Consider the following 20,147-nt stretch of genomic DNA (forward strand, 5'->3'; position numbering starts at 1 on the left):
TCCCCAGGCGGCAATCTTGCCGGACTTCCTAAAATTGCTAGCGATTCCCGCTGCTTTGCACAAGCAGTCAAAGTAGCCAGGCAAATGTAGGACGTCGTTTTTCCGTCATTTTTCTTGACTGAAGGCAGAGAGAATAGTTGTTTGCCTGTATGACAGATCAATCTCATCCCATTCGCTCCATTTGTGTTTACTGCGGCTCGCGACCGGGCAGCGATCCTCGCCACATGGCGGCGGGCCGTGCGCTGGGTAAGGAAATCGCCGAATATGGCCTTCGCCTCATCTATGGTGGAGGCACCAAAGGCATCATGGGGGCGGTGGCGAGTGGCGTGCTTTCGAATGGTGGTCAGGTAACCGGAATCATCCCCGAGTTCCTGATCGACATGGAGGCAACGCGCCATTCCCTCGGCCAGCTCAACGAGTTGATTGTAACGCCGGACATGCATGCGCGCAAACACGCCATGTTCGAGCGCTCCGATGCGTTCGTGGCGCTGCCGGGCGGCATCGGCACGCTCGAGGAGATCGTCGAGATCATGACCTGGGCACAGCTCGGCCGTCACGAGAAGCCGATGGTGTTTGCCAACGTCGGTGGCTTCTGGGACCCGATGATGGAGCTGATGCGGCACATGACGGACGAGGGCTTCGTCCACACCGCTCACCGCGTCCAGCCGCTCGTCATTGACGACATCTCGGAAATCATCCCCGGCATCATGGCGCAGGCGGCCGAAATCGCCTCGACCGACCGCGACGGCGAGGATGCCGTCATCTCGAAGATGTAAACTCTAGCGTCCCCGGCTCCCCCGGAGCATTGCCCAGCTGTAGAGGACGAGACCTGCCCAGATCAGCGGGAAGGCGATCATGCGTGCCGTGCCGAGAGGCTCGTGGAACAAGAAGATCGCGATCAGGAAGATCATCGTCGGCGCGATGTACTGCATGATGCCGATGGTCGACAGCCGCAGCAGCTTGGCGCCGTTGGCATAGATCATCAGTGGGACAGCGGTGATGAGGCCGCAGCCGAGCAGCAGGGCCGTGTCGGACCAGCCGGTGCGATAGAAGTGTCCTTCGCCGCTGCCGAGTTCGAGATAGAGAATGTAGAAGACGGCGGGGATGCTGAGGATCAGCACCTCGAGAAAGAAGCCCTGGTTTGGCCCGAGGGGCAGCGTCTTGCGAAACAGCGCGTAGAGACCCCAGGAAATCGTCAGCGTCAGCGACACCCACGGAATGCCGCCGCTGTCGACGGCGAGTACGACCACGGCGAGACCTGCGAGCGCAATGGCCGCGATCTGAACCGGCAGCAGCTTTTCCTTCAGGACCACGGCACCAAGGAAGATGCTGAACAGCGGATTGATGAAGTAGCCGAGCGCCGCATCGAGTGCGTGGCCGGCGCCGATTGCCCAGACATAGGTTCCCCAGTTGATGGTGATCAGGGTTGCTGTCAGCGCCGCCATGGCAAGCATCCGCGGCGAGCGCAAGGCGGTGCCGATATCGCTCGTGCGACCGAGGACCACCAGCACCAGCCCGGCCAGCGGCACGGACCAGATGATGCGGTGGGCAATGACTTCAGCCGGCGAGATGTGCGCGACGGCCTTCATGTAGATCGGCAGGAAACCCCACAGAAGATAGGCCGTCAGCGCAAAGGCAAAGCCACGCGGACTGTCTTCGTTCTTGATAACAGGAGCGCTTGCATTGGCGGACATCGAGTGTTTCCATATTTGTTCTTGTTATGGATCCGCTTAACCTAACGGACGTGAATAGGCCAATTCATTTCGGTGAATGGATGCCTGATGATCGCGACGGTGACGACCATGAACCAGGAGGCACTTGCCAACTGCCGCAAGGAGTTTGCCTACCGCATGCTCTCAAAGGAGGGCGTGCAAGACGACGAAGCGCTCTTGCAAGCATATGCGACGGTGCCGCGTGAACGATTTCTGGGGCCGCCGCCCTGGAAAATGGCCGCTTGGGGCGGTTACGTCGATACGTCGGAAGATCCGTCTTTGGTCTATCAGGACGCCCTCTTTGCGCTCCAGCATGAGAGGCGCATCAACAATGGCAGCCCGAGCCTACATGCACGCGGAATCCACAAGCTGGCGCTTCGCCACGGAAAGACGGTCTGTCATGTCGGAGCCGGCAGCGGCTACTACACGGCGATCATGTCCCTGCTCGTCGGCGAGGAGGGGCATGTCATTGCCATCGAATTCGATGGCGAACTGGCGGCGCGTGCGGAAGAAAACCTCCGCGAGTATCACAATGTTCACGTCGTCCATGATGATGGATCCGGATGGCCGCGAGAGCCGGCGGATGCCGTCTATGTGAGCTTTGCCATCCATCGCCCAGCCGAGCCCTGGGTGGAGCGGCTGACAATCGGCGGTCAGTTGATCCTGCCGCTTGGTGTTCCGGATGTCGATGCAGCCGGGCCGACGGGCCTTGCCTCGCTGGCCGGCTTCTTCCTGTTCCGCCACGAAGATCACGCTTACGCGGCCGAATATCTTGGCCCTGTCTCCTTTGTCTGGGGCGAGGCGGTAAAGGGCGGGTTCGATGGCTACAGGCGCCTCGAGGCGGCCTTCCATACGGGTGGGGCGGACAAGGTCCGTGCCCTGCGCTGGAAAACCGAGCGACAGGGCAGGGAGTGGTATTCCGAGGCCGACTGGGGCCTCGTCTTCGATGCCTGAAGTCTATTCGGCGGCTATCTTGCCGGCGAGTTGTCGGTTCTTCATCAGCTTGTAGATGACAGAATCCATCAGCGCTTGGAACGAAGCGTCGATGATGTTTTCGGACACGCCGACCGTCCACCAGCGAACGCCGTCGCTATCGGTGGATTCGATGAGAACGCGAGTGATGGCCTCGGTGCCGCCGTTGAGGATACGCACCTTGAAGTCCGCAAGCACAAGATCGTCTATTTCGTGCTGGTATTTGCCGAAGTCCTTGCGCAGTGCAAGGTCGAGCGCGTTGACCGGACCATCGCCCTCCGCGACCGACATGACTGTCAGTCCGTCGATGATGATCTTCACGACCGCTTCGGAGACGATTTTCACCCGGCCGTGGGAATCGAAGCGACGCTCGACCATGACGCGGAAGCCTTCGACGGAGAAGAACTCTGGGATCGTGCCGAGGGTCCTACGCGCAAGCAACTCGAAGCTGGCATCGGCACCTTCGTAGGCATAGCCGGAGGCCTCGCGCTCCTTGACCAGCGCGATCAGCCGGTCGAGCTTCGGATCGTCCTTGCCGACCTCGATGCCGCGCCGCTTCAGCGCGTTGATGAAGTTTGCCTTGCCGCCCTGGTCCGACACCATGACCTTGCGGAAATTGCCGACACTTTCAGGCGTCACGTGCTCGTAGGTGCGTGGATCCTTCAAAAGCGCGGAAGCATGGATGCCGGCCTTGGTCGCGAATGCGGACGCACCGACATACGGCATCTGGTGATCCGGCGAGCGGTTCAAGAGTTCGTCGAATGCATGCGAGAGCCGCGTGAGGTTCAGCAGGCGGTCCGTATCGATTGCGGTTTCAAACCGCGACGAATAGGTCTCCTTGAGCGCCAGCGTCGGGATCAGCGTCACGAGGTTCGCATTGCCGCAACGCTCGCCGATGCCGTTCAGCGTGCCCTGAATCTGGCGCACGCCGGCCTCCACGGCCGCCAGCGAATTGGCAACCGCCTGGCCGGTGTCGTTATGCGCGTGGATGCCAAGACAGTGGCCGGGAACGCCTTCGGAAATCAGCGCCTCGATGGTCGACCGGATTTCCGGCGGCTGCGTGCCGCCGTTAGTGTCGCAAAGCACGACCCAGCGGGCACCGGAGTCATAGGCAGTCTTGGCGCAGGCAATGGCATAGGCGGGATTTGCCTTGTAGCCGTCGAAGAAATGCTCGCAATCGACCATGGCTTCCTTGCCGGCGGCGACCGCGGCCATGACGCTCTCGGCAATGCTTTCGAGATTTTCCTCGTTGGTGCAGCCGAGCGCGACCTTCACGTGGTAGTCCCAGCTCTTGGCGACAAAACAGATGGCGTCGCTCTCGGCCTGCAGCAAGCTCGCCAGGCCCGGATCGTTCGAAGCCGAAACACCGGCCCGCTTCGTCATGCCGAAGGCGACGAACTTGGCCTGCGCGGTGCGCTTCTCGCTGAAAAACGCCGTATCGGTAGGATTGGCGCCGGGATAACCGCCCTCGACGTAATCAAGGCCGAACTCGTCGAGCATGCTCGCGATCGCAATCTTGTCCTCGACGGAGAAGTCGATGCCGGGCGTCTGCTGCCCGTCGCGGAGCGTCGTGTCGAAGAGGTAGATCTTTTCGCGTGTCATGATGGTCGTCCTGTCGGCCTTGTGGGCTCGTTATTGCTTTCCGGCGAAGTTGTCGGTAGCGCGGATCAGCTTGTCGAGAATGCCGGCTTCCGAATAGGCGTGCCCGGCGCCTTCGATCAGATGAAACTCCGCCGTCGGCCACGCCTTATGCAGCAGCCAGGCGTATTTTGCCGGGCAGGGCATGTCGTAGCGGCCGTGCACGATGACGCCGGGAATGTCCTTCAGCTTGTGCGCGTCGCGCAACAGCTGGCCTTCGTCCATCCAGCCGGCATTGACGAAGAAGTGGTTTTCGATCCGCGCAAAGGCATAGGCGAAGTCGGCGTCCTCGAACTTGCCGCTGGTCGATTTCTCCGGCAGCAATGTGATGGTCTCGCCCTCCCAGATGCTCCATGCCTGTGCGGCCTCAAGCGCGACGGCCCGGTCAGCGCCGGTCAGCCGGCGATTATAGGCCAGCATCATCTCATGGCGCTCTTCCGGCGGGATCGGCGCGATGAAGCGCTCCCACTTGTCCGGGAACATTTCCGACACGCCGAACTGATAGTACCAGTCGAGCTCCGCCCTAGTGAGCGTATAGATGCCGCGCACGACGAGTTCCGAGACCCGTTCCGGATGTGTCTCGGCATAGGCGAGCGCCAGCGTCGAACCCCAGGAACCGCCGAACACCTGCCACTTTTCAACGCCGGCCATCTCCCGCAGCCGTTCGATGTCGGCGACGAGATGCCAGGTGGTGTTGGCGTTAAGATTGGCGTGCGGTGTGGACTTGCCGCAGCCGCGCTGGTCAAACAGCAGCACGTCGTAGAGTGCCGGGTCGAAAAGGCGGCGATGGGTGGGCGAAAAGCCACCCCCTGGCCCGCCATGCAAGAAGACGGCCGGCTTTGCCCCCGGCGTGCCCGAGCGCTCCCAATAGATCGTATGCCCGTCGCCGACGTCGAGGTAGCCGGAAGCGTAGGCTTCGATTTCAGGGTAGAGGGTGCTGAGCACTTCGGTCATATTTTGACGCCTTCGGCTGGCCAGATTGCAGTGTCGTGATCGGGATGCTGGAAGGAGATGATCGCCTCCTGCCGCGAGTAGAAATCAGGATCCGTATGAACCGGCCGATCGAAGATCGTCTCGACCCATGGAATGCGTGCGTCGTGGTTGACCTGGATCTGCGGCGCCAGATCGCTGCGATCGTCGAACGTGCCGATTGCCAGTTCGAGACCGCCCGGATGGCGGTAAGTCATCGGCGTGCCGCAGTTCTTGCAGAAGCCGCGCTCGATGTTGACGGAGGACTGGAAATAGCTCGGTTCGCCGCGCGTCCATTCCATGCCTTCCTCGGGCGTGGTGACGAGCGCTGAAAAGAAGCCGCCGAACTGCTTCTGACACATCCGGCAGTGGCAGATCGAAGGGCGGCCAAGCTTGCCGCTGATGCGGAATCTGACCGCGCCACATTGGCAGCCGCCGGTTCGAATGGGTTCGCTCATGCTGACGCTCCGCTTGGCCAATCGGCTGTGTCGTGGTCGGGGTGCTGGTGATTGCTGGCCGCAACCGCGTTTTCGCGATCGGGCGTCTCCGGTTCCGGCTCGACGGGCAGGGCAGCGAGCTCGTGGAACCAGCTCATCCTGCGTCCGGTATTCGACTGCATCACCGGCTTCACCTTGTCGGGATTATCAAGGGAGCCGAGCACGATGTTGATGCTGTCGGCATCCGGGCTATCAAAGAAAAGCGGCGTGCCGCAGTCGGCGCAAAAGCCGCGGCGAACGATATCGGACGAGTAAAACCACTTCGGCTCACCGCGCGTCACGGTGAAATCCTCGCGCTTGGCCGATGCCAGCGGCATGAAGTAGTTCCCGGCCGCCTTCTGGCACATGCGGCAGTGGCAAAGGTGCGGATAGCCGAGTTCGCCCACGGCCCGGTAGCGTACCGCGCCGCATTGGCAACCTCCGCTCAGGGCCGTAGCTTTTGTCACGCGTTCCTCTCCTCGGGCCAACCGGTCGTGTCGTGGTCCGGATGCTGGTAGGAGATGATGTCGTGCAGGAAGGGTGCAGCCTCGATGTCCTCCTCGGTCTCGCGAGCCGGCAAGGCGTGCAGATGGTCGACGAAATTGATCTTGCGCTCGGTGCCGAACTGGATGACCGGCGGAAGCGCGGAAGGGTCGTCGAATGCGCCCGCCGCCACGGCCACCCCATCCGGCGCCTCGTAGGTCAGGGGCGTGCCGCAATCGGCGCAGAATCCGCGCTGGACGAAGTTGGAGGAGCGAAAAAGCTTGCGTTCGCCGCGCGTCCATTCGAACTCGGCACCTCGCACGGAAACCAGCGGCGCATAATAGGCGCCGAATGCCTTCTGGCACATGCGGCAATGACAGATGGACGAATCCCTGAGCGTCCCGCGAACCCGGAAGCGGATCGCGCCGCACTGGCATCCGCCGGTGTAGGTTGTCATCTCTTCACCTCCCACTTGGTCACGCGTTCGCCAGTCGCCGCATCCTTGCCGTCCTTGAGCTGGATGCCTTCGGCTAGCAGCGTGTCGCGGATCTTGTCGGCCTCGGCAAAGTTCTTCGCCTTCAGCAGCTCCAGGCGCGACTTGACGCGACGGTCGATCTCGATGGCAACCGCTTCGTCGATCTCCGCCATCTCTGGCAGGACGCCGAGCAGGGCCGCACTGGCGGCGAACGTCGCGTGATCGCCGGATTGGGCAAGCGCATGCAATGCCTGGATTGCCGCCACCGTGTTGAGGTCGTCGGCCAGGGCATTGATCACGGCGGGGTCAGGCTGCGCGCCTCCGGCATCCGCTGCCGGCCACTTCGCAAGGAGGCGTTCGGCTTCCTCGAGACGCTTGATCGAGAAATCGATCGGCTCGCGATAATGGGTCATCAGCATCGCAAGACGCAGCACGTCGCCCGGCCATTGCCGGCCGCCGAACTTCTCGGTGTTCAGCAGCTCGTAGATCGTGACGAAGTTGCCTTCGGACTTCGACATCTTGCGGCCTTCGACCTGCAGGAAGCCGTTGTGCATCCAGACATTCGCCATGACCTTGGTGCCATGGGCGCAACGCGACTGGGCGATCTCGTTCTCGTGGTGCGGGAAGATCAGGTCCAACCCGCCGCCGTGGATGTCGAAGACTTCGCCGAGATAGCGTTCGCTCATGGCCGAGCACTCGATATGCCAGCCCGGACGGCCGCGGCCCCAGGGGCTCTCCCAGCCGGGTTCGTTGTCGCTCGAGAGCTTCCACAGCACGAAGTCGCCTGGATTCTTCTTGTGCGCGTCGACGGCAATGCGGGCGCCGGCCTGCTGTTCGTCGAGATTACGCTTCGACAACTGGCCGTAATCGACCATCGATTTGGTGTCGAACAGCACTTCGCCCGATGCCTTGTAGGCGTGGCCGTTGGCGATCAGCTTTTCGATGATCTCGATCATCTTGCCAATATTGTCGGTCGCGCGCGGCTGGACCGACGGCTCAAGGCAGCCGAGCGCCTTGGCGTCGTCGAGGAACTGCTTCTCGGTCTTCTCAGTCACCGCGCGGATCGCCTCATTGAGCGGCAGGCCGGGATAATCGCGCAGGGCACGTGCATTGATCTTGTCGTCGACGTCGGTGATGTTGCGCGCATAGGTGACGTGATCAGCACCATAGACATGGTTCAGCAGCCGGAAGAGCACGTCGAAGACGATGACCGGGCGGGCGTTGCCGATGTGGGCGAAATCGTAGACGGTCGGACCGCAGACATACATGCGGACGTTCTGCGGATCGATCGGCGCAAAGGCCGTCTTTTCGCGCGTCAGCGTGTTGTAAAGCTTCAGTTCCGGCTTGTTGGTGTCTGGCGTGCCGGCCATGTCTACTCTCCCAAATGCAATGATCCGAAAAAACTCTGCCACCGGCGGGCCGGGGCGTTTCTCATCTTGGACTTTTCAGGAGACGAAAACGGCCAGGCCAGCGAGCGCGCTAGCGAATAATCTTCCGGCAGATGATGCAGGTAACCGTTTTCATGGCGGGTTTTATGGCGCGGGAACTGGGTTTGGTCAAGGGGGGTGAGGAGCGGTCCGGCGCAAGCCGGAGCAATCGATCCGGTGAATCGATTGCAGCGACGAACGCCCGAAGCGCAAGCGAAGGGCTGGGCCGGTCCCATTCGCACGAGTCCTACAAAATTCTGCTAGAACGCGCCAGGAAGTACGGAAGACGTGAGACGTGAAAACCCTCTATCGAACAATCCTCGGACTGGTGATTCTGGCTGTCGCGGTGGCATCCTATCTGGCATACGATGGGGCCATGGCTCCGTTCACTCCTCCGACACTTGCGGACTATCCGATACAGGGAATCGACATCAGCCATCACCAGGGCGCCGTAGACTGGCAGGCTCTGGCGCGTCAGCCGAAGGTCCGTTTCGCGATCATGAAGGCGACCGAAGGCGGTGACCACCGCGACACGCGCTTTGCGGAAAACTGGAAGGCCGCGAAGGATGCCGGCATCGTGCGCGGCGCCTATCACTTCTTCACCTTCTGCCGCCCCGGCCGCGATCAGGCGCGCAATCTGATGGAGACGGTGCCGGTCGAAACCGACGCGCTGCCGATCGCGATCGATCTCGAATTCACCGGCAACTGCGGCAAGGTGCCGACGATTGATGAACTGAGCACGGAAATCAAAGCGTTCTTCGACGAACTGAACGGCGCCTATCCCGGCAAGCCGATCTTCTACCTGAACCAGCAATTCTTCGAGCAGTATATCAAGGGAAACGAGACGCGCTTCCCCGATCACTCTCTCTGGCTGCGCAGCATCGCGCAGGAGCCCCGCCAGAACGATTGCCGCGATTGGTCAATCTGGCAGTTCGCCGACAATGGCGCGGTGGACGGCATTCAAGGCCCGGTCGACCTCAACGCGCTCTGCCCAACGGAAACAGGTTTCGCGCACCTGTTCCCGGCTTTGCCGGCCAATTGAAGCAGGCCTATTCCGGCAGGCGGTAGTCGACCAGCTTGTTCTCGCGCACGATGAAGAGCTTGCCCGTCTCGGTCACATCAGGACCAACCAAAGGCAGGATCGCCTTGGCGACCTCGGAAGGATGCGGCAACGTTTCGGGATCTTCGCCCGGAACGGCCTGAGCGCGCATGGCGGTGCGGGTCGCGCCCGGGTCGACGCTGGTGATGCGCAGCGGCGTGCTCTGGCTTTCGCCGGCCCAGGTGCGGGCCAGCGCCTCGACGGCAGCCTTGGACGCGGAGTAAGGACCCCAGAACGGCCGACACCTGTGCGCGGCAGCGGATGACAAGATGACGGCGCGGCCGGCATCCGAACGCGACAGCAGCGGATCGACCGAGCGGATCAGCCGCCACGTCGCGGTCACGTTGATGTTCATCACCTTCTCGAAGGTCTTCGCCTCGATGTGGCCGATCGGCGAGATCACGCCGAGCACGCCTGCGTTGGCGACGAGAATGTCGAGCTTGCCCCAGCGCTCGAAGATCGAGGCGCCGAGCGCATCGATGGCGGTCATGTCGGCAAGATCGAAGGGGACGAGCGTTGCGGAGCCGCCGACCGCCTTGATGGCATCATCGAGATCCTCGAGACCGCCGACGGTCCGGGCGCAGGCGATCACATGCGCCCCGGCCTTTGCCAGTTCCAGCGCCGTGAAATAGCCGATGCCGCGGGAGGCGCCGGTGACGAGCGCGATCTTGCCTTCAAGGTTGAGTGTCATGGTCCCCCGGGTCCCCCGTAGCTGAAAAAGCAAGGGGCGCAATAAGCGCCCCTTGGTCAAATGTCAAAGCCAATGGCTGTCAGCCGTTGGTCGCGAGCAGCGAAACCTTGCGGCCCATCGTCTCGCCGTCCTTGTCGAGGAGGCGGGTCGGGTAGTCACCGGTGAAGTAGTGATCGGTGAACTGCGGACGGGCATCGTTGCGATCCTCGCCGCCAACGGCGCGATAAAGGCCGTTGATCGACAGGAACTCCAGCGAGTCCGCGCCGATATATTTGCACATGGCTTCGAGGCTGTCGTACTGGTTGGCCAGCAGCTTCTCGCGATCAGGCGTGTCGATGCCGTAGAAATCAGGGTAGTAGATCATCGGGCTTGCGACGCGCAGATGGACTTCCTTGGCGCCGGCATCGCGGATCATCTGCACGATCTTCAGCGAGGTTGTGCCACGCACGACCGAATCGTCGACGAGCACGACGCGCTTGCCTTCGATCATCGCCCGGTTGGCCGAGTGCTTCAGCTTGACGCCGAAAGCACGAATCTGCTGCGTCGGCTCGATGAAGGTGCGGCCGACATAGTGGTTGCGGATGATGCCGTATTCGAAGGGGATACCGCTTTCCTGCGCATAGCCGAGGGCTGCCGGCGTGCCACCATCCGGAACGGGAACGACGACGTCGGCGTCGACGGGCGCTTCCCTGGCAAGGTTGATGCCCATGTTCTTGCGGGCGACGTAGACGCTGCGGCCGCCGACGACCGAGTCCGGACGGGCGAAATAGACATATTCGAACAGGCAGAGGCGCTCCGGCAGGCCGTTGCCGGCCTTGCGGGCGTCGATCGAGATCGAACCGTCAGGCTGGATCTCGCAGATGATGACTTCGCCGTTCTCGACATCGCGGATGAATTTCGCGCCGATGATGTCGAGTGCACAGGTTTCCGAAGCGAAGATCGGCTTGCCGTCGAGCTCGCCCATGACCAGCGGACGAATGCCGGTGGGGTCGCGCGCCGCGATCAGCTTTGTGCGTGTCATGGCGAGCATCGAATAGCCGCCCTCCATCTGGCGGATCGCGTCGATGAAGCGGTCGGCCGTGGAGGTGTAGCGCGAGCGGGCGATGAGGTGGAGAACGACTTCCGTATCCGAGGTCGACTGACAGATGGCACCGCCGGCGATCAGCTGCCGACGAAGCGTCAGGCCATTGGTGAAGTTGCCGTTGTGGGCAATGGCGATACCGCCGACTTCAAGCTCGGCGAAAAGCGGCTGCACGTTGCGGAGCGCGACTTCGCCTGTCGTGGAATAGCGATTGTGGCCGATGGAGATATTGCCGGGCAGACGGGCGAGGGTGGTTGGATTGGTGTAGTGATCGCCGACCAGTCCCATGTGCCGCTCGGAGTGGAAGCGCAGACCGTCGAAGGAGACGATACCGGCCGCTTCCTGTCCGCGATGCTGCAGGGCATGCAGGCCGAGCGCTGTCAGCGTCGACGCATCGTCATGGCCAAGGATACCGAAGACGCCGCATTCTTCGTGGAGCGTGTCTCCATCGAATTCATCATTGAGCGTCAAGGAATGAGACTGGTTCATCGATGCGGGCCTTTGCTCTCACAAGAATGGATCGGCTTCCATAGCATGACGCCGCGATCATGCGTTTTAAACGGCTGAGGCCCGGCAGAGCGGATGCCCGGCCGGACCTTTATTCAGGTTCCCGTCAAATGGCAATTGCCAGGCGGCGGGTCAAGCTATTGAACACTGCGTCAATTAGACGGCTGCTGTGCACCATTCGCAGGTGTGGGCGCCGCATCTTCGGCTGGCGCCGGATCGGAAGCCGGCGCATTGCCAGAGTCCGCATTGTCTCCCTGCGGCCGCATTTTTTTCTCCAACGTAGCACGCGCCACCTGCGCAAGCTCGGCCGGTAGCACGGACTGCAACTTGACCACCATCGAGTCCAGGAACGGTTTCGACTTGGCGTTGTTGACCCAGGCCGGGCCGTGATCCTCCACGAGCCAGTTCCAGAAGGCGACGGCAACGACAAGAAGAAGTATGCCCCTAGCCGCGCCGAAGAGAAAGCCCAAAGTGCGGTCCAGCGCACCGATCCGACTGTCGATGATGAAGTCCGCGATCTTCATGGTGATGAAGGAGATCACGATCAGCGCGATCAGGAACACCACTGCGGCCGAACCGACCAGTGCGATCCGGTCGTCATCCGTGTACTTCTTCGCGTAGGGGACCAGATAGGGATAGAAATAGTAGGCGGCGGCTGCAGAGCCGCCCCAGCTCGCGATCGAAAGAACTTCGCGGGAGAAGCCGCGTACCATTGCAAGTACGGCGGAGAAAAGAACGACGCCGATGACAATACCGTCGAAAATCGTAATGGGCATATAAATTCAACTCCAGGACCGCCGCTTATCTACGGCTTAGTCGCGCCTCATTGCGTGTTTCCTATAGCATCACCGATACTGGCGATGAAAGGATCAAACCTCTTCTTCCACACGTCGCAGTGCACCTTTCGACCCGGCAATACGTGCGACCAGGTCAGGAAGGCTCTCGATCTCGCTCCAGCGACCGCCGGAACCCTTCGGCAGGTCGGCTGACGCCGAGGGAAGCAGCGCGGCAGAAAAGCCCAGCTTCTCGGCTTCTTTGAGGCGCTGGGATGTATGTGAGACCGGCCGGACGGCGCCCGACAGGCTGACTTCGCCGAAATAGACACAATTGGCCGGCAGGGCAATACCGGCGAGCGACGAAACCAGCGCCGAAGCAACAGCAAGATCGGCCGCGGGCTCCGTAATGCGATAGCCGCCCGCGATATTCAGATAGACGTCGTGCTGGCCAAGCCGCACGCCGCAATGGGCTTCGAGGACGGCAAGGATCATCGACAGGCGTGCCGAATCCCAGCCGACGACGGCGCGGCGAGGCGTGCCGAGCGATGTCGGGGCAACGAGCGCCTGCACTTCGACCAGGATCGGACGCGTGCCTTCCATGCCGGCAAAGACGGCAGCGCCCGGCGATTTCTCGTTGCGTTCGCCAAGGAAAAGCTCCGATGGGTTGGCAACCTCGCGCAATCCCTTGTCCGACATCTCGAAGACGCCGATCTCGTCGGTCGGTCCGAAACGGTTCTTGACCGTGCGCAGGATGCGGTAGTGGTGGCCGCGATCGCCTTCGAAGTAGAGCACGGCATCGACCATATGCTCGACGACACGCGGCCCGGCGATCTGCCCGTCCTTCGTGACATGGCCGACGAGAACCATGGCGGCACCTGTCTGCTTGGCGAAGCGGATCATCGACTGAACGCCGGTGCGGACCTGGGTGACGGTGCCCGGAGCGGAGTCGGCCAGTTCGCTCCAGAGCGTCTGGATGGAATCGATGATCACAAGGTCCGGCCGCTTGCCTTCGGCCACCGTCGCCAGAATGTCCTCGACGTTTGTTTCCGCGGCGAGCAGCACGTCGGTATCGGCTGCCTGCAGGCGTTGCGCCCGCAACCGCACCTGAGCAACCGCCTCTTCGCCCGAGACATAGATGACCCTATGGCCGTGGCGCGAAAGTGCCGCCGCGCCCTGCATCAGCAGCGTCGATTTGCCGATGCCGGGATCGCCGCCGATCAGCACGGCCGAGCCGCGCACGAATCCGCCGCCGAGCGCCCGATCGAGTTCGGAGATCCCCGTGTGGATGCGCGGCGCTTCCTCGATTTCGCCCGAGAGTGCCGTCAGTGCCACCGGGCGACCCTTTTTCGGCGTCTTGGTCGGCCCGCCGCCAATGCCGCCCATCGGGTCTTCTTCGACGATGGTGTTCCACTCGCCGCAGCTGTCACACTTGCCCACCCAACGGTTATGGACCGCGCCGCAGCTCTGGCAGATGAATTGTGTCCTGGCCTTCGCCATAAGTCATGCTTTCGGTTGGATGGTCGCCGGCGCGCCGCATCGAATCAGTTTGATGCTCAAATAATCATTCCCCGCACCGATCAAAACTAATGATTTCCCTATCAGGGGCTGGGGTGGCACCTGTTCTCCACTGTCTTGGAGGCCACGACGATGCTGGATTATTCGCTCGCGCACTGGATTGCGTTCTTGACCGCGGCGGTTTTGCTCAACCTGTCGCCGGGTCCCGAGATGGCCTTCATTCTGGGCCACACAATCAAGAGCGGCACGAAAACCGGTTTTGCCGCGCTCTTCGGCATCTGGACGGGCGCCTGCCTGCATGTCGCCATGGCTGCCCTCGGTCTCTCCGCCATCCTCGCCGCCTCGGCCCTGGCGTTTTCGATCGTGAAGTGGGTCGGTGCGATCTATCTCGTCTGGCTCGGCATTCAGGCGCTTCGCTCGAAAGGAGACGGCGGCCTGATCAATGCGGTGAAGGACGTCATGCCCTGGAGCCGTATCTACAGGCAGGGCATTCTCGTGTCGCTGCTGAACCCCAAGGTCGCGATATTCTTCCTCGCGTTCCTGCCACAGTTCGTTGTCGACGGTGCCGGGCCGACCTGGCTTCAGCTGGCCGTCCACGGCCTTCTGATTATCGTCGTCGCAGCCTTCATCGAGCCGCCGCTGATCCTTGCGGGAGGGCGGCTCGCGGATTTCATCAAGCGCCGGAAGAGCGTCGGCCTATGGCTGGATCGCGGTCTCGGTGCGTTACTGGTGGCACTCGGCGTGCGACTGGCGCTGACAACGCGCTAGGCGCTTCATTCCTCCTCAAGGAGGTAGCGGCGCTCGTGGCGCAGGCCGATCCCCGTCAGCATTTCGTAGCCGATCGTGCCCGCCGAACGCGCAACGTCGTCGACCAGGACGTTCTTTCCGAACAACTCGACGTAATCCCCTGCACGCACAGCGTTTTCCGGAAGATCGGTGACGTCGAAGATCGTCAGATCCATGGTGATGCGGCCGGCTACCGGCATCGTGCGTCCCGCCACGAAGCCTTGGCCCCCCTGCGGTATCGTCTGGCGAAGAGGGACGCCGCCGCTCGACTGGCTTCGCATGTAGCCGTCGGCATAGCCGGCGGATACGATCGCCAGCCGGCTGTCGCGGGTCAGCCTGAGGGCGCGGCCATAGCTGACCGATTCTCCCGCCTTGACGGTGCGAACCTGGATGATGCGGGCCTCGGCGGTGACCACCGGTCGCATCGGGTTCTTCATGCCGTTGACAGCCTCGCCACCGTAGATCGCGATGCCGGGGCGGGTGAGATCGAAATGGTAGTCGCTGCCAAGGAAGATGCCGGCGGATGCCGCAAGACTTGAATCGATACCTTCATAGGCCGCGCTAACCTGCCGGAAAGACTCGAGCTGTTGCTTGTTCATCGCCGACGAATGGTCGTCGCCGCAGGCAAGATGGCTCATGACCAGCACCGGCGCGAAACTCGCCGGGCGCGATACATCATCGGCGAGCGCGATTGCTTCCTCCACCGAGAGACCGAGCCGGTTGAAGCCGGTATCGACATGCAGAGCGCATGGATAATCGCCGTACTCGGCAAGGACGGCCATCCAGAAGGCGAGCTGTTCTTCCGACGAGATGATGGGCACAAGGTCGTTCTCGAAGAAACGCCGCTCCGTTCCGGGCCAGATTCCACTAAGGACGAAGATGCGCGCTTCGGGCGCATAGGACCGCAGCGTCACGCCTTCGTCGACTGTCGCGACGAAGAAATCACGCGCACCGGCCATGTAGAGCGCCTGGCCCGCATCCTCGATGCCGGTGCCGTAGGCATCGGCCTTCACGACGGCGGCTGTGCGCGCCTTGCCGGAGCGGCGCGCCATGTCCTTCCAGTTGTCTGTCAACGCCGTCAGGTCGACGGTCAGCCGCAACCCAGCGGTATCAAACGGGTCTTCGTCTTCTAAATTATCAACAAAATCAGTCATCGTTCTTCACAAAAGGCGGAGGAGGCTTGCGACGTCGCAGTGTAGAGATCAATAAGGCAAAGTGAAAGCGTGCCACGCAGATATCCGTGCCGCGATCACTTTTGTTCAAGACGTCGGGCGGCGGTGGCCGTAGTTTGGTTCGATGGAGAATGTTTCGCAGAAAGAGGCGGCGGATGCGATGCCGCTCGCAGGCACGGAACGGGCGCGCTTCTGGCGCGATCGCCGGTTCCGCAACATGGAGTGTCTGAGCGCGAGCTTCCTGACCCACGAGTACGCGCCCCACGCGCATGACACCTTCTCGATCGGCGCCATCGAAAGCGGAACGCAGATCGCGACGATGAAGGGGGTTCGGGAGGAGACCGGTGCCGGCGACCTCTATCTGATCGATCCGGGCGTCGTACATGACGGCGTTCCGGGCGGCGAGGGGTATCGCTACCGGATGATCTATCCCGATGAAAAGCTCTTCGTCGATATCCTGGAGGATGTGAGCGGCAAGGCTTTCAACGCCACGCCGTCCTTCCCGAAGGAACTGCTCAACGACCCCCGGATGGCTGCGGCTTTTCATACGGCGCACCGTGTCCTGGAGAGCGGCGCCGGCGCGCTGGAATCCGAAGAGAGCATGTTTCGCGTGCTCGCCGCCATCTTCGAGCGATACGGCAGCACGGCGGTGGTTCCCGTGGATACGAAGGAGCGCACCGCGGTCGGCCGGGCACGCGACTATCTCACCGACAATTTCGACTGCGACATCGGTCTTGACGAGGTGGCTGTTGTTGCCGGCCTTAGCCGGGCGCATCTCATCCGGGCGTTTCGCCGCGAATATCATATTACGCCGCACGCGTTCCTGACCGACAAGCGGGTGCGCGAGGCCCGCAAGCTGCTGAGAGCCGGCAATGCGCCCGCCGATGTGGCGCTACAGTGCGGGTTCGCCGACCAGGCCCACTTCACCCGCCACTTCAAGGCACGCACCGGCGTCACCCCCGGGCAATATCGCGCCCGCTGATCACTTTCGTTCAAGACGGTCGCCGTATCCCGGCCTAACACCTCCGGACTTTGGCAATTCTGGAGGTTTCAATGCTCACTCAAAGGCGACCGATCGGCGATTTTCTTGCCGGAGCGCGGGCTATTCTGCCGCTCGTCGTCGCCGTGGTCCCGATCGGCCTCGTCTTCGGCGCGGTATCGGCAACGAAAGGCCTGTCAGCGCTTGAGGCGACCCTGATGAGCGCGCTTGTCTTCGCCGGTGGATCGCAGTTTGTCGCCATGGATATCTGGACGCATCCGGCGAGCTGGGCTGGCGTCGGCTTTGCCGCGTTGCTCGTCAATATCAGGCATGTGCTGATGAGCGCATCGATCGGCACGAAGATGCAGGCCTTCCCGGGGGCGCGCAAATATGCGGCAATGCTTTTTCTGTCGGACGAGATCTGGGCGATTTCCGAGTTTCGGGCCGGTGTCGCACGGCTGACGCCTTGGTGGTTCGCGGGCGTCGCAGCGCCGTTCTATGCCACCTGGGTTGGCTCGACGCTGGTCGGCGCCTCGCTAGGCGCTCTGCTTGGCGATCCTGCCGCGATCGGGCTGGATTTTGCTTTCCCGGCCGTCTTCGTGGTTCTGGCGATGGGTTTCTGGAAAGGTCGTGAGACCGGCGCGGTGCTGGCCGCCAGCGGGTTCGCCGCCGTCCTAGTTCACCAGTTCGTTCCGGGTGTCTGGTACATCGCCGCCGGCGCTGTCGCCGGGCTTGCGGTTGCCCTTTGGTCCGGCAGGGCCCGCGAGGTCACGGCATGAGCTTGGATATTCATACGCTTCTCGCGATCCTCGCAATGGCGGTCGCAACGATCGCGACCCGCATGGGCGGGCTGCTTCTTATCCGCCATGTCGAGGTCTCGGAGCAGGGCCGGACGGCAATCGAAGCAATACCTCCGGCAGTGCTGATGGCCGTGATCGCGCCGACAGCGTTTGCGACCGGCTGGGCGGAGACGATTGCCTGCATCGTCACCGCGCTTGCCGCAAGGCGTCTGCCCATGCTCGCAAGTGTCGCCGTCGGCGTCGCGACGGTCGCCATTCTGCGAGCCGCCGGGCTCTAGTTTAGCGGAGCACTGACGCGACGGTCGTGTCAGTGCTCTTCGTACTGGATGAACGACGGGTCGGCGAGATCAGCAAAGCGCGTGAACTCCGACTGGAAGGCGAGCTTCACCGTGCCGGTCGGTCCGTGACGCTGCTTGGCGATGATGACGTCCGCCGTACCCTTGACCTTGTCGAACAGCGCTTCCCACTCCGGATACTTCGGATCGGCGATATCGCGCGGTTCGGAGTTCTTGACGTAATATTCTTCGCGGAACACGAAGAGAACGACGTCGGCGTCCTGCTCGATCGAGCCCGATTCACGAAGGTCGGAGAGCTGCGGGCGCTTGTCGTCTCGGCTTTCGACCTGACGCGAGAGCTGCGAAAGGGCGATGATCGGAACGTTGAGTTCCTTGCCGAGCGCCTTCAGGCCGGTCGTGATCTGGGTGATTTCCTGGACGCGGTTGTCGCCCTTGCCAGCGCCGGTCATGAGCTGGATGTAGTCGACCACGAGGCAGTCGAGGCCGCGCTGGCGCTTCAGTCGGCGGGCGCGGGCAGACAGCTGGGCGATCGAGATACCACCGGTCTGGTCGATGAAGAGCGGCACCTTCTGCATCATCATCGAGCAGGCGACCAGCTTTTCGAAGTCGGCGTCGTTGATGTCGCCGCGGCGGATCTTCGAGGACGAGACTTCCGTCTGCTCGGAGATGATACGGGTTGCGAGCTGTTCGGACGACATTTCGAGAGAGTAGAAGCCGACGACGCCGCCCTGCTTCGCCTTCGTGCTACCATCCGCCTGCACTTCGCCTTCATAGGCGGCGGCGATGTTATAGGCGATGTTGGTGGCAAGCGAGGTCTTGCCCATGCCCGGACGTCCGGCAAGCACGATCAAGTCCGACCGCTGCAGTCCGCCCATCTTCGAATCGAGCGAGTGGATGCCGGTCGAGATGCCCGAAAGACCACCGTCACGTTCCTTGGCGACAGCCGCCATGTCGATCGCCAGTGCCACGGCGTCGTTGAACGCCTGGAAGCCGCCGTCGTATCGGCCGTTTTCCGCAAGCTCGAACAGTCGGCGCTCGGTGTCTTCGATCTGCGCCTGCGGCGGCATGTCGAGCGGCGCGTCGTAGGCGATGTTGACGACGTCCTCGCCGATGGTGATCAGCGCCCGGCGCAGCGCCAGATCGTAGATCGCGCGGCCATAGTCTTCGGCGTTGATGATGGTCACGGCTTCGCGGGCGAGGCGGGCAAGATATTCGGAGACCGTCATGTCGCCGACCTTGTCGTCGGCCTTCAGAAAGGTCTTGATCGTCACCGGATTGGCAATCTTGCCCATGCGGATGATGTCGCCCGCGACCTCGAAGATCTTGCGATGCAGCGGTTCGTACAGATGGATCGGTTTCAGGAAGTCCGACACCCGGTAATAGGCGTCGTTGTTCATCAGGATCGCGCCGAGAAGCGCCTGTTCTGCCTCGATATTGTTCGGGGCTTCGCGATAGTGCTGCTCCGTAGGAGCAACAGCGGCAATCTTTCGAGCGGCGTCGTTCATCTTTATCCGTTCTGTGTTCTTCGGCTTCGGGTTTGGCGCGCGCTCGCCAGAAAATCAAGTGCGCAAGCCAGAGGCTTTCCGTTCCGTCGTCGATACGCCGGGGCTGTGCCCATTGTTCGACTTCTCCACAGTGGCTCTTGCAGTAAATGCAAAAATACCGAAACTGTCTCTTTCAGAGCACGGCCAGAAAGCGACTCACTTGCTTCGTGCCTCGTTTGGCAGTCTAGGCTCGTCGGAGGAGACTTGCATCCAACCACGTGCAGTCGGCTCTTGAAATGCACTGTAAAAGAGGATAGGTAGTAAATATATAATTAGTGCACTAACAAAATAGGGTTGAATTTAATGGGAAATCCCGTTCTTGGACGTGAGTTGATCGAAGACGTCGCTGCTTTTAATCGCAAGCTGAGGGCCGTCTTCGACAAAATAGTACGGGAACGTAACATGACGCTGCCCCGCGCCCGCGTCTTCTTCACGCTCAACAAGAAGGATGGAATCAACCAACGCGAGCTCGCCGAACGGCTGGAGCTGGAGACGCCGACACTGGTCAGGATTCTCGACGCGATGGAAGGGCAGGGGTTCGTACAGCGGCGGGTTGCCGGCTCGGATCGCCGCGCGAAGGAAATCTACATCACCGAAACCGGCAAGGTCGTGGCCGGAGAGATCGATGACATCGCCGTGAAAGTGCGCGCTCAGGTCATCGCCGGTATTCCCGAAGACGATCTGAGAACTACTTTGGAAGTGATACGGGCCATGCAAGCCAACCTGCAGGGCATCCGCGGAATTTGAGG

At 61.8% G+C, this 20,147-nt stretch carries 21 protein-coding genes; 8 read left to right on the forward strand and 13 right to left on the reverse strand.

The features are described 5' to 3' along the window. Positions 1–149: 149 nt before the first annotated feature. Positions 150–776 carry a TIGR00730 family Rossman fold protein gene (locus tag ASE04_RS27575; protein WP_082597503.1) on the forward strand — a complete coding sequence of 209 codons (627 nt, stop codon included), beginning with the start codon at positions 150–152 and terminating at the stop codon, positions 774–776. Positions 777–779: 3 nt separating this feature from the next. On the opposite strand, the gene rarD is transcribed toward ASE04_RS27575, so the two are convergent. Continuing rightward, positions 780–1,694, reverse strand: coding sequence for an EamA family transporter RarD (gene rarD / locus ASE04_RS27580; protein WP_056825469.1), 915 nt, complete (start codon positions 1,692–1,694; stop codon positions 780–782). 87 nt (positions 1,695–1,781) lie between these two features. Here rarD and ASE04_RS27585 point away from each other — a divergent pair, with 87 nt between their 5' ends. Further along, on the forward strand, positions 1,782–2,666 hold the full coding sequence (locus ASE04_RS27585; protein ID WP_338012505.1) for a protein-L-isoaspartate O-methyltransferase family protein: 885 nt from the start codon (positions 1,782–1,784) through the stop codon (positions 2,664–2,666). 3 nt (positions 2,667–2,669) lie between these two features. On the opposite strand, the gene cimA is transcribed toward ASE04_RS27585, so the two are convergent. The 6 genes from cimA to cysS are packed head-to-tail and all read right to left on the reverse strand — an operon-like array spanning position 2,670 to position 8,095. After that, positions 2,670–4,286, reverse strand: a complete 1,617-nt coding sequence (gene cimA, locus ASE04_RS27590) for a citramalate synthase (protein ID WP_056825471.1) — start codon at positions 4,284–4,286, stop codon at positions 2,670–2,672. Positions 4,287–4,316: 30 nt separating this feature from the next. Beyond that, entirely contained in the window at positions 4,317–5,276 is a 960-nt protein-coding gene (gene pip / locus ASE04_RS27595; RefSeq protein WP_056825473.1) for a prolyl aminopeptidase, read from the reverse strand. Next, on the reverse strand, positions 5,273–5,749 hold the full coding sequence (locus ASE04_RS27600; RefSeq protein WP_056825475.1) for a GFA family protein: 477 nt from the start codon (positions 5,747–5,749) through the stop codon (positions 5,273–5,275). The genes pip and ASE04_RS27600 overlap by 4 nt, the downstream gene beginning before the upstream one ends. Next, on the reverse strand, positions 5,746–6,234 hold the full coding sequence (locus ASE04_RS27605) for a GFA family protein (protein ID WP_056825477.1): 489 nt from the start codon (positions 6,232–6,234) through the stop codon (positions 5,746–5,748). Before ASE04_RS27605 ends, ASE04_RS27600 begins: the two co-directional genes overlap by 4 nt. Beyond that, entirely contained in the window at positions 6,231–6,707 is a 477-nt protein-coding gene (locus tag ASE04_RS27610; RefSeq protein ID WP_056825479.1) for a GFA family protein, read from the reverse strand. Before ASE04_RS27610 ends, ASE04_RS27605 begins: the two co-directional genes overlap by 4 nt. Beyond that, positions 6,704–8,095 carry a cysteine--tRNA ligase gene (gene cysS, locus ASE04_RS27615; RefSeq protein WP_056825480.1) on the reverse strand — a complete coding sequence of 464 codons (1,392 nt, stop codon included), beginning with the start codon at positions 8,093–8,095 and terminating at the stop codon, positions 6,704–6,706. The genes ASE04_RS27610 and cysS overlap by 4 nt, the downstream gene beginning before the upstream one ends. A gap of 352 nt (positions 8,096–8,447) precedes the next feature. Here cysS and ASE04_RS27625 point away from each other — a divergent pair, with 352 nt between their 5' ends. Beyond that, positions 8,448–9,194, forward strand: a complete 747-nt coding sequence (locus ASE04_RS27625; RefSeq protein ID WP_056825482.1) for a glycoside hydrolase family 25 protein — start codon at positions 8,448–8,450, stop codon at positions 9,192–9,194. Positions 9,195–9,201: 7 nt separating this feature from the next. On the opposite strand, the gene ASE04_RS27630 is transcribed toward ASE04_RS27625, so the two are convergent. The 4 genes from ASE04_RS27630 to radA form a co-directional block, all read right to left on the reverse strand. Next, on the reverse strand, positions 9,202–9,942 hold the full coding sequence (locus tag ASE04_RS27630) for an SDR family NAD(P)-dependent oxidoreductase (RefSeq protein WP_056825484.1): 741 nt from the start codon (positions 9,940–9,942) through the stop codon (positions 9,202–9,204). 79 nt (positions 9,943–10,021) lie between these two features. Continuing rightward, complete coding sequence (gene purF / locus ASE04_RS27635; RefSeq protein ID WP_056825487.1) at positions 10,022–11,512, reverse strand: amidophosphoribosyltransferase; 1,491 nt, start codon at positions 11,510–11,512, stop codon at positions 10,022–10,024. Between the two features lie 170 nt (positions 11,513–11,682). After that, positions 11,683–12,306, reverse strand: a complete 624-nt coding sequence (locus ASE04_RS27640; RefSeq protein ID WP_056825488.1) for a CvpA family protein — start codon at positions 12,304–12,306, stop codon at positions 11,683–11,685. Positions 12,307–12,399: 93 nt separating this feature from the next. Then, the gene (gene radA / locus ASE04_RS27645; protein ID WP_056825489.1) at positions 12,400–13,803 is read right to left on the reverse strand and encodes a DNA repair protein RadA; all 1,404 of its coding nucleotides are present in this window, start codon (positions 13,801–13,803) and stop codon (positions 12,400–12,402) included. 150 nt (positions 13,804–13,953) lie between these two features. Here radA and ASE04_RS27650 point away from each other — a divergent pair, with 150 nt between their 5' ends. Further along, on the forward strand, positions 13,954–14,589 hold the full coding sequence (locus ASE04_RS27650) for a LysE family translocator (protein WP_056825490.1): 636 nt from the start codon (positions 13,954–13,956) through the stop codon (positions 14,587–14,589). A gap of 5 nt (positions 14,590–14,594) precedes the next feature. Here ASE04_RS27650 and alr read toward each other — a convergent pair whose 3' ends face one another. Continuing rightward, positions 14,595–15,761: an alanine racemase gene (alr, locus tag ASE04_RS27655; RefSeq protein WP_056825491.1), complete on the reverse strand. Its 1,167-nt coding sequence runs from the start codon at positions 15,759–15,761 to the stop codon at positions 14,595–14,597. A gap of 178 nt (positions 15,762–15,939) precedes the next feature. Here alr and ASE04_RS27660 point away from each other — a divergent pair, with 178 nt between their 5' ends. The 3 genes from ASE04_RS27660 to ASE04_RS27670 all read left to right on the forward strand — a co-directional run bounded on the left by ASE04_RS27660 (position 15,940) and on the right by ASE04_RS27670 (position 17,836). Next, positions 15,940–16,761, forward strand: a complete 822-nt coding sequence (locus ASE04_RS27660) for an AraC family transcriptional regulator (protein ID WP_056825848.1) — start codon at positions 15,940–15,942, stop codon at positions 16,759–16,761. A gap of 71 nt (positions 16,762–16,832) precedes the next feature. Next, positions 16,833–17,537 carry an AzlC family ABC transporter permease gene (locus tag ASE04_RS27665; protein ID WP_056825493.1) on the forward strand — a complete coding sequence of 235 codons (705 nt, stop codon included), beginning with the start codon at positions 16,833–16,835 and terminating at the stop codon, positions 17,535–17,537. Then, a complete protein-coding gene (locus ASE04_RS27670; protein WP_056825496.1) occupies positions 17,534–17,836 on the forward strand; it encodes an AzlD family protein in 303 nt (100 codons plus the stop codon). Before ASE04_RS27665 ends, ASE04_RS27670 begins: the two co-directional genes overlap by 4 nt. A gap of 29 nt (positions 17,837–17,865) precedes the next feature. Here ASE04_RS27670 and ASE04_RS27675 read toward each other — a convergent pair whose 3' ends face one another. Beyond that, positions 17,866–19,359, reverse strand: a complete 1,494-nt coding sequence (locus tag ASE04_RS27675) for a replicative DNA helicase (protein ID WP_056825498.1) — start codon at positions 19,357–19,359, stop codon at positions 17,866–17,868. A gap of 342 nt (positions 19,360–19,701) precedes the next feature. On the opposite strand from ASE04_RS27675, the gene ASE04_RS27680 reads away from it, so the two are divergent. Further along, positions 19,702–20,145: a MarR family winged helix-turn-helix transcriptional regulator gene (locus ASE04_RS27680; protein WP_056825500.1), complete on the forward strand. Its 444-nt coding sequence runs from the start codon at positions 19,702–19,704 to the stop codon at positions 20,143–20,145. Positions 20,146–20,147: the final 2 nt, after the last annotated feature.

Source organism: Rhizobium sp. Root708, assembly GCF_001429725.1.
In the GTDB taxonomy this organism is placed as follows: Bacteria; Pseudomonadota; Alphaproteobacteria; order Rhizobiales; family Rhizobiaceae; genus Rhizobium.

Bases quoted from the DNA above. Each gene is read 5' to 3' on its own strand.
- ASE04_RS27610 (WP_056825479.1), bottom strand. From the start codon at position 6,707: ATGACAACCTACACCGGCGGATGCCAGTGCGGCGCGATCCGCTTCCGG.
- ASE04_RS27675 (WP_056825498.1), bottom strand. From the start codon at position 19,359: ATGAACGACGCCGCTCGAAAGATTGCCGCTGTTGCTCCTACGGAGCAG.
- ASE04_RS27585 (WP_338012505.1), top strand. From the start codon at position 1,782: ATGATCGCGACGGTGACGACCATGAACCAGGAGGCACTTGCCAACTGC.
- ASE04_RS27650 (WP_056825490.1), top strand. From the start codon at position 13,954: ATGCTGGATTATTCGCTCGCGCACTGGATTGCGTTCTTGACCGCGGCG.
- ASE04_RS27630 (WP_056825484.1), bottom strand. From the start codon at position 9,942: ATGACACTCAACCTTGAAGGCAAGATCGCGCTCGTCACCGGCGCCTCC.
- ASE04_RS27680 (WP_056825500.1), top strand. From the start codon at position 19,702: ATGGGAAATCCCGTTCTTGGACGTGAGTTGATCGAAGACGTCGCTGCT.
- pip (WP_056825473.1), bottom strand. From the start codon at position 5,276: ATGACCGAAGTGCTCAGCACCCTCTACCCTGAAATCGAAGCCTACGCT.
- cimA (WP_056825471.1), bottom strand. From the start codon at position 4,286: ATGACACGCGAAAAGATCTACCTCTTCGACACGACGCTCCGCGACGGG.
- rarD (WP_056825469.1), bottom strand. From the start codon at position 1,694: ATGTCCGCCAATGCAAGCGCTCCTGTTATCAAGAACGAAGACAGTCCG.
- ASE04_RS27600 (WP_056825475.1), bottom strand. From the start codon at position 5,749: ATGAGCGAACCCATTCGAACCGGCGGCTGCCAATGTGGCGCGGTCAGA.
- alr (WP_056825491.1), bottom strand. From the start codon at position 15,761: ATGACTGATTTTGTTGATAATTTAGAAGACGAAGACCCGTTTGATACC.
- ASE04_RS27665 (WP_056825493.1), top strand. From the start codon at position 16,833: ATGCTCACTCAAAGGCGACCGATCGGCGATTTTCTTGCCGGAGCGCGG.
- purF (WP_056825487.1), bottom strand. From the start codon at position 11,512: ATGAACCAGTCTCATTCCTTGACGCTCAATGATGAATTCGATGGAGAC.
- radA (WP_056825489.1), bottom strand. From the start codon at position 13,803: ATGGCGAAGGCCAGGACACAATTCATCTGCCAGAGCTGCGGCGCGGTC.
- ASE04_RS27575 (WP_082597503.1), top strand. From the start codon at position 150: ATGACAGATCAATCTCATCCCATTCGCTCCATTTGTGTTTACTGCGGC.
- ASE04_RS27640 (WP_056825488.1), bottom strand. From the start codon at position 12,306: ATGCCCATTACGATTTTCGACGGTATTGTCATCGGCGTCGTTCTTTTC.
- cysS (WP_056825480.1), bottom strand. From the start codon at position 8,095: ATGGCCGGCACGCCAGACACCAACAAGCCGGAACTGAAGCTTTACAAC.
- ASE04_RS27670 (WP_056825496.1), top strand. From the start codon at position 17,534: ATGAGCTTGGATATTCATACGCTTCTCGCGATCCTCGCAATGGCGGTC.
- ASE04_RS27660 (WP_056825848.1), top strand. From the start codon at position 15,940: ATGCCGCTCGCAGGCACGGAACGGGCGCGCTTCTGGCGCGATCGCCGG.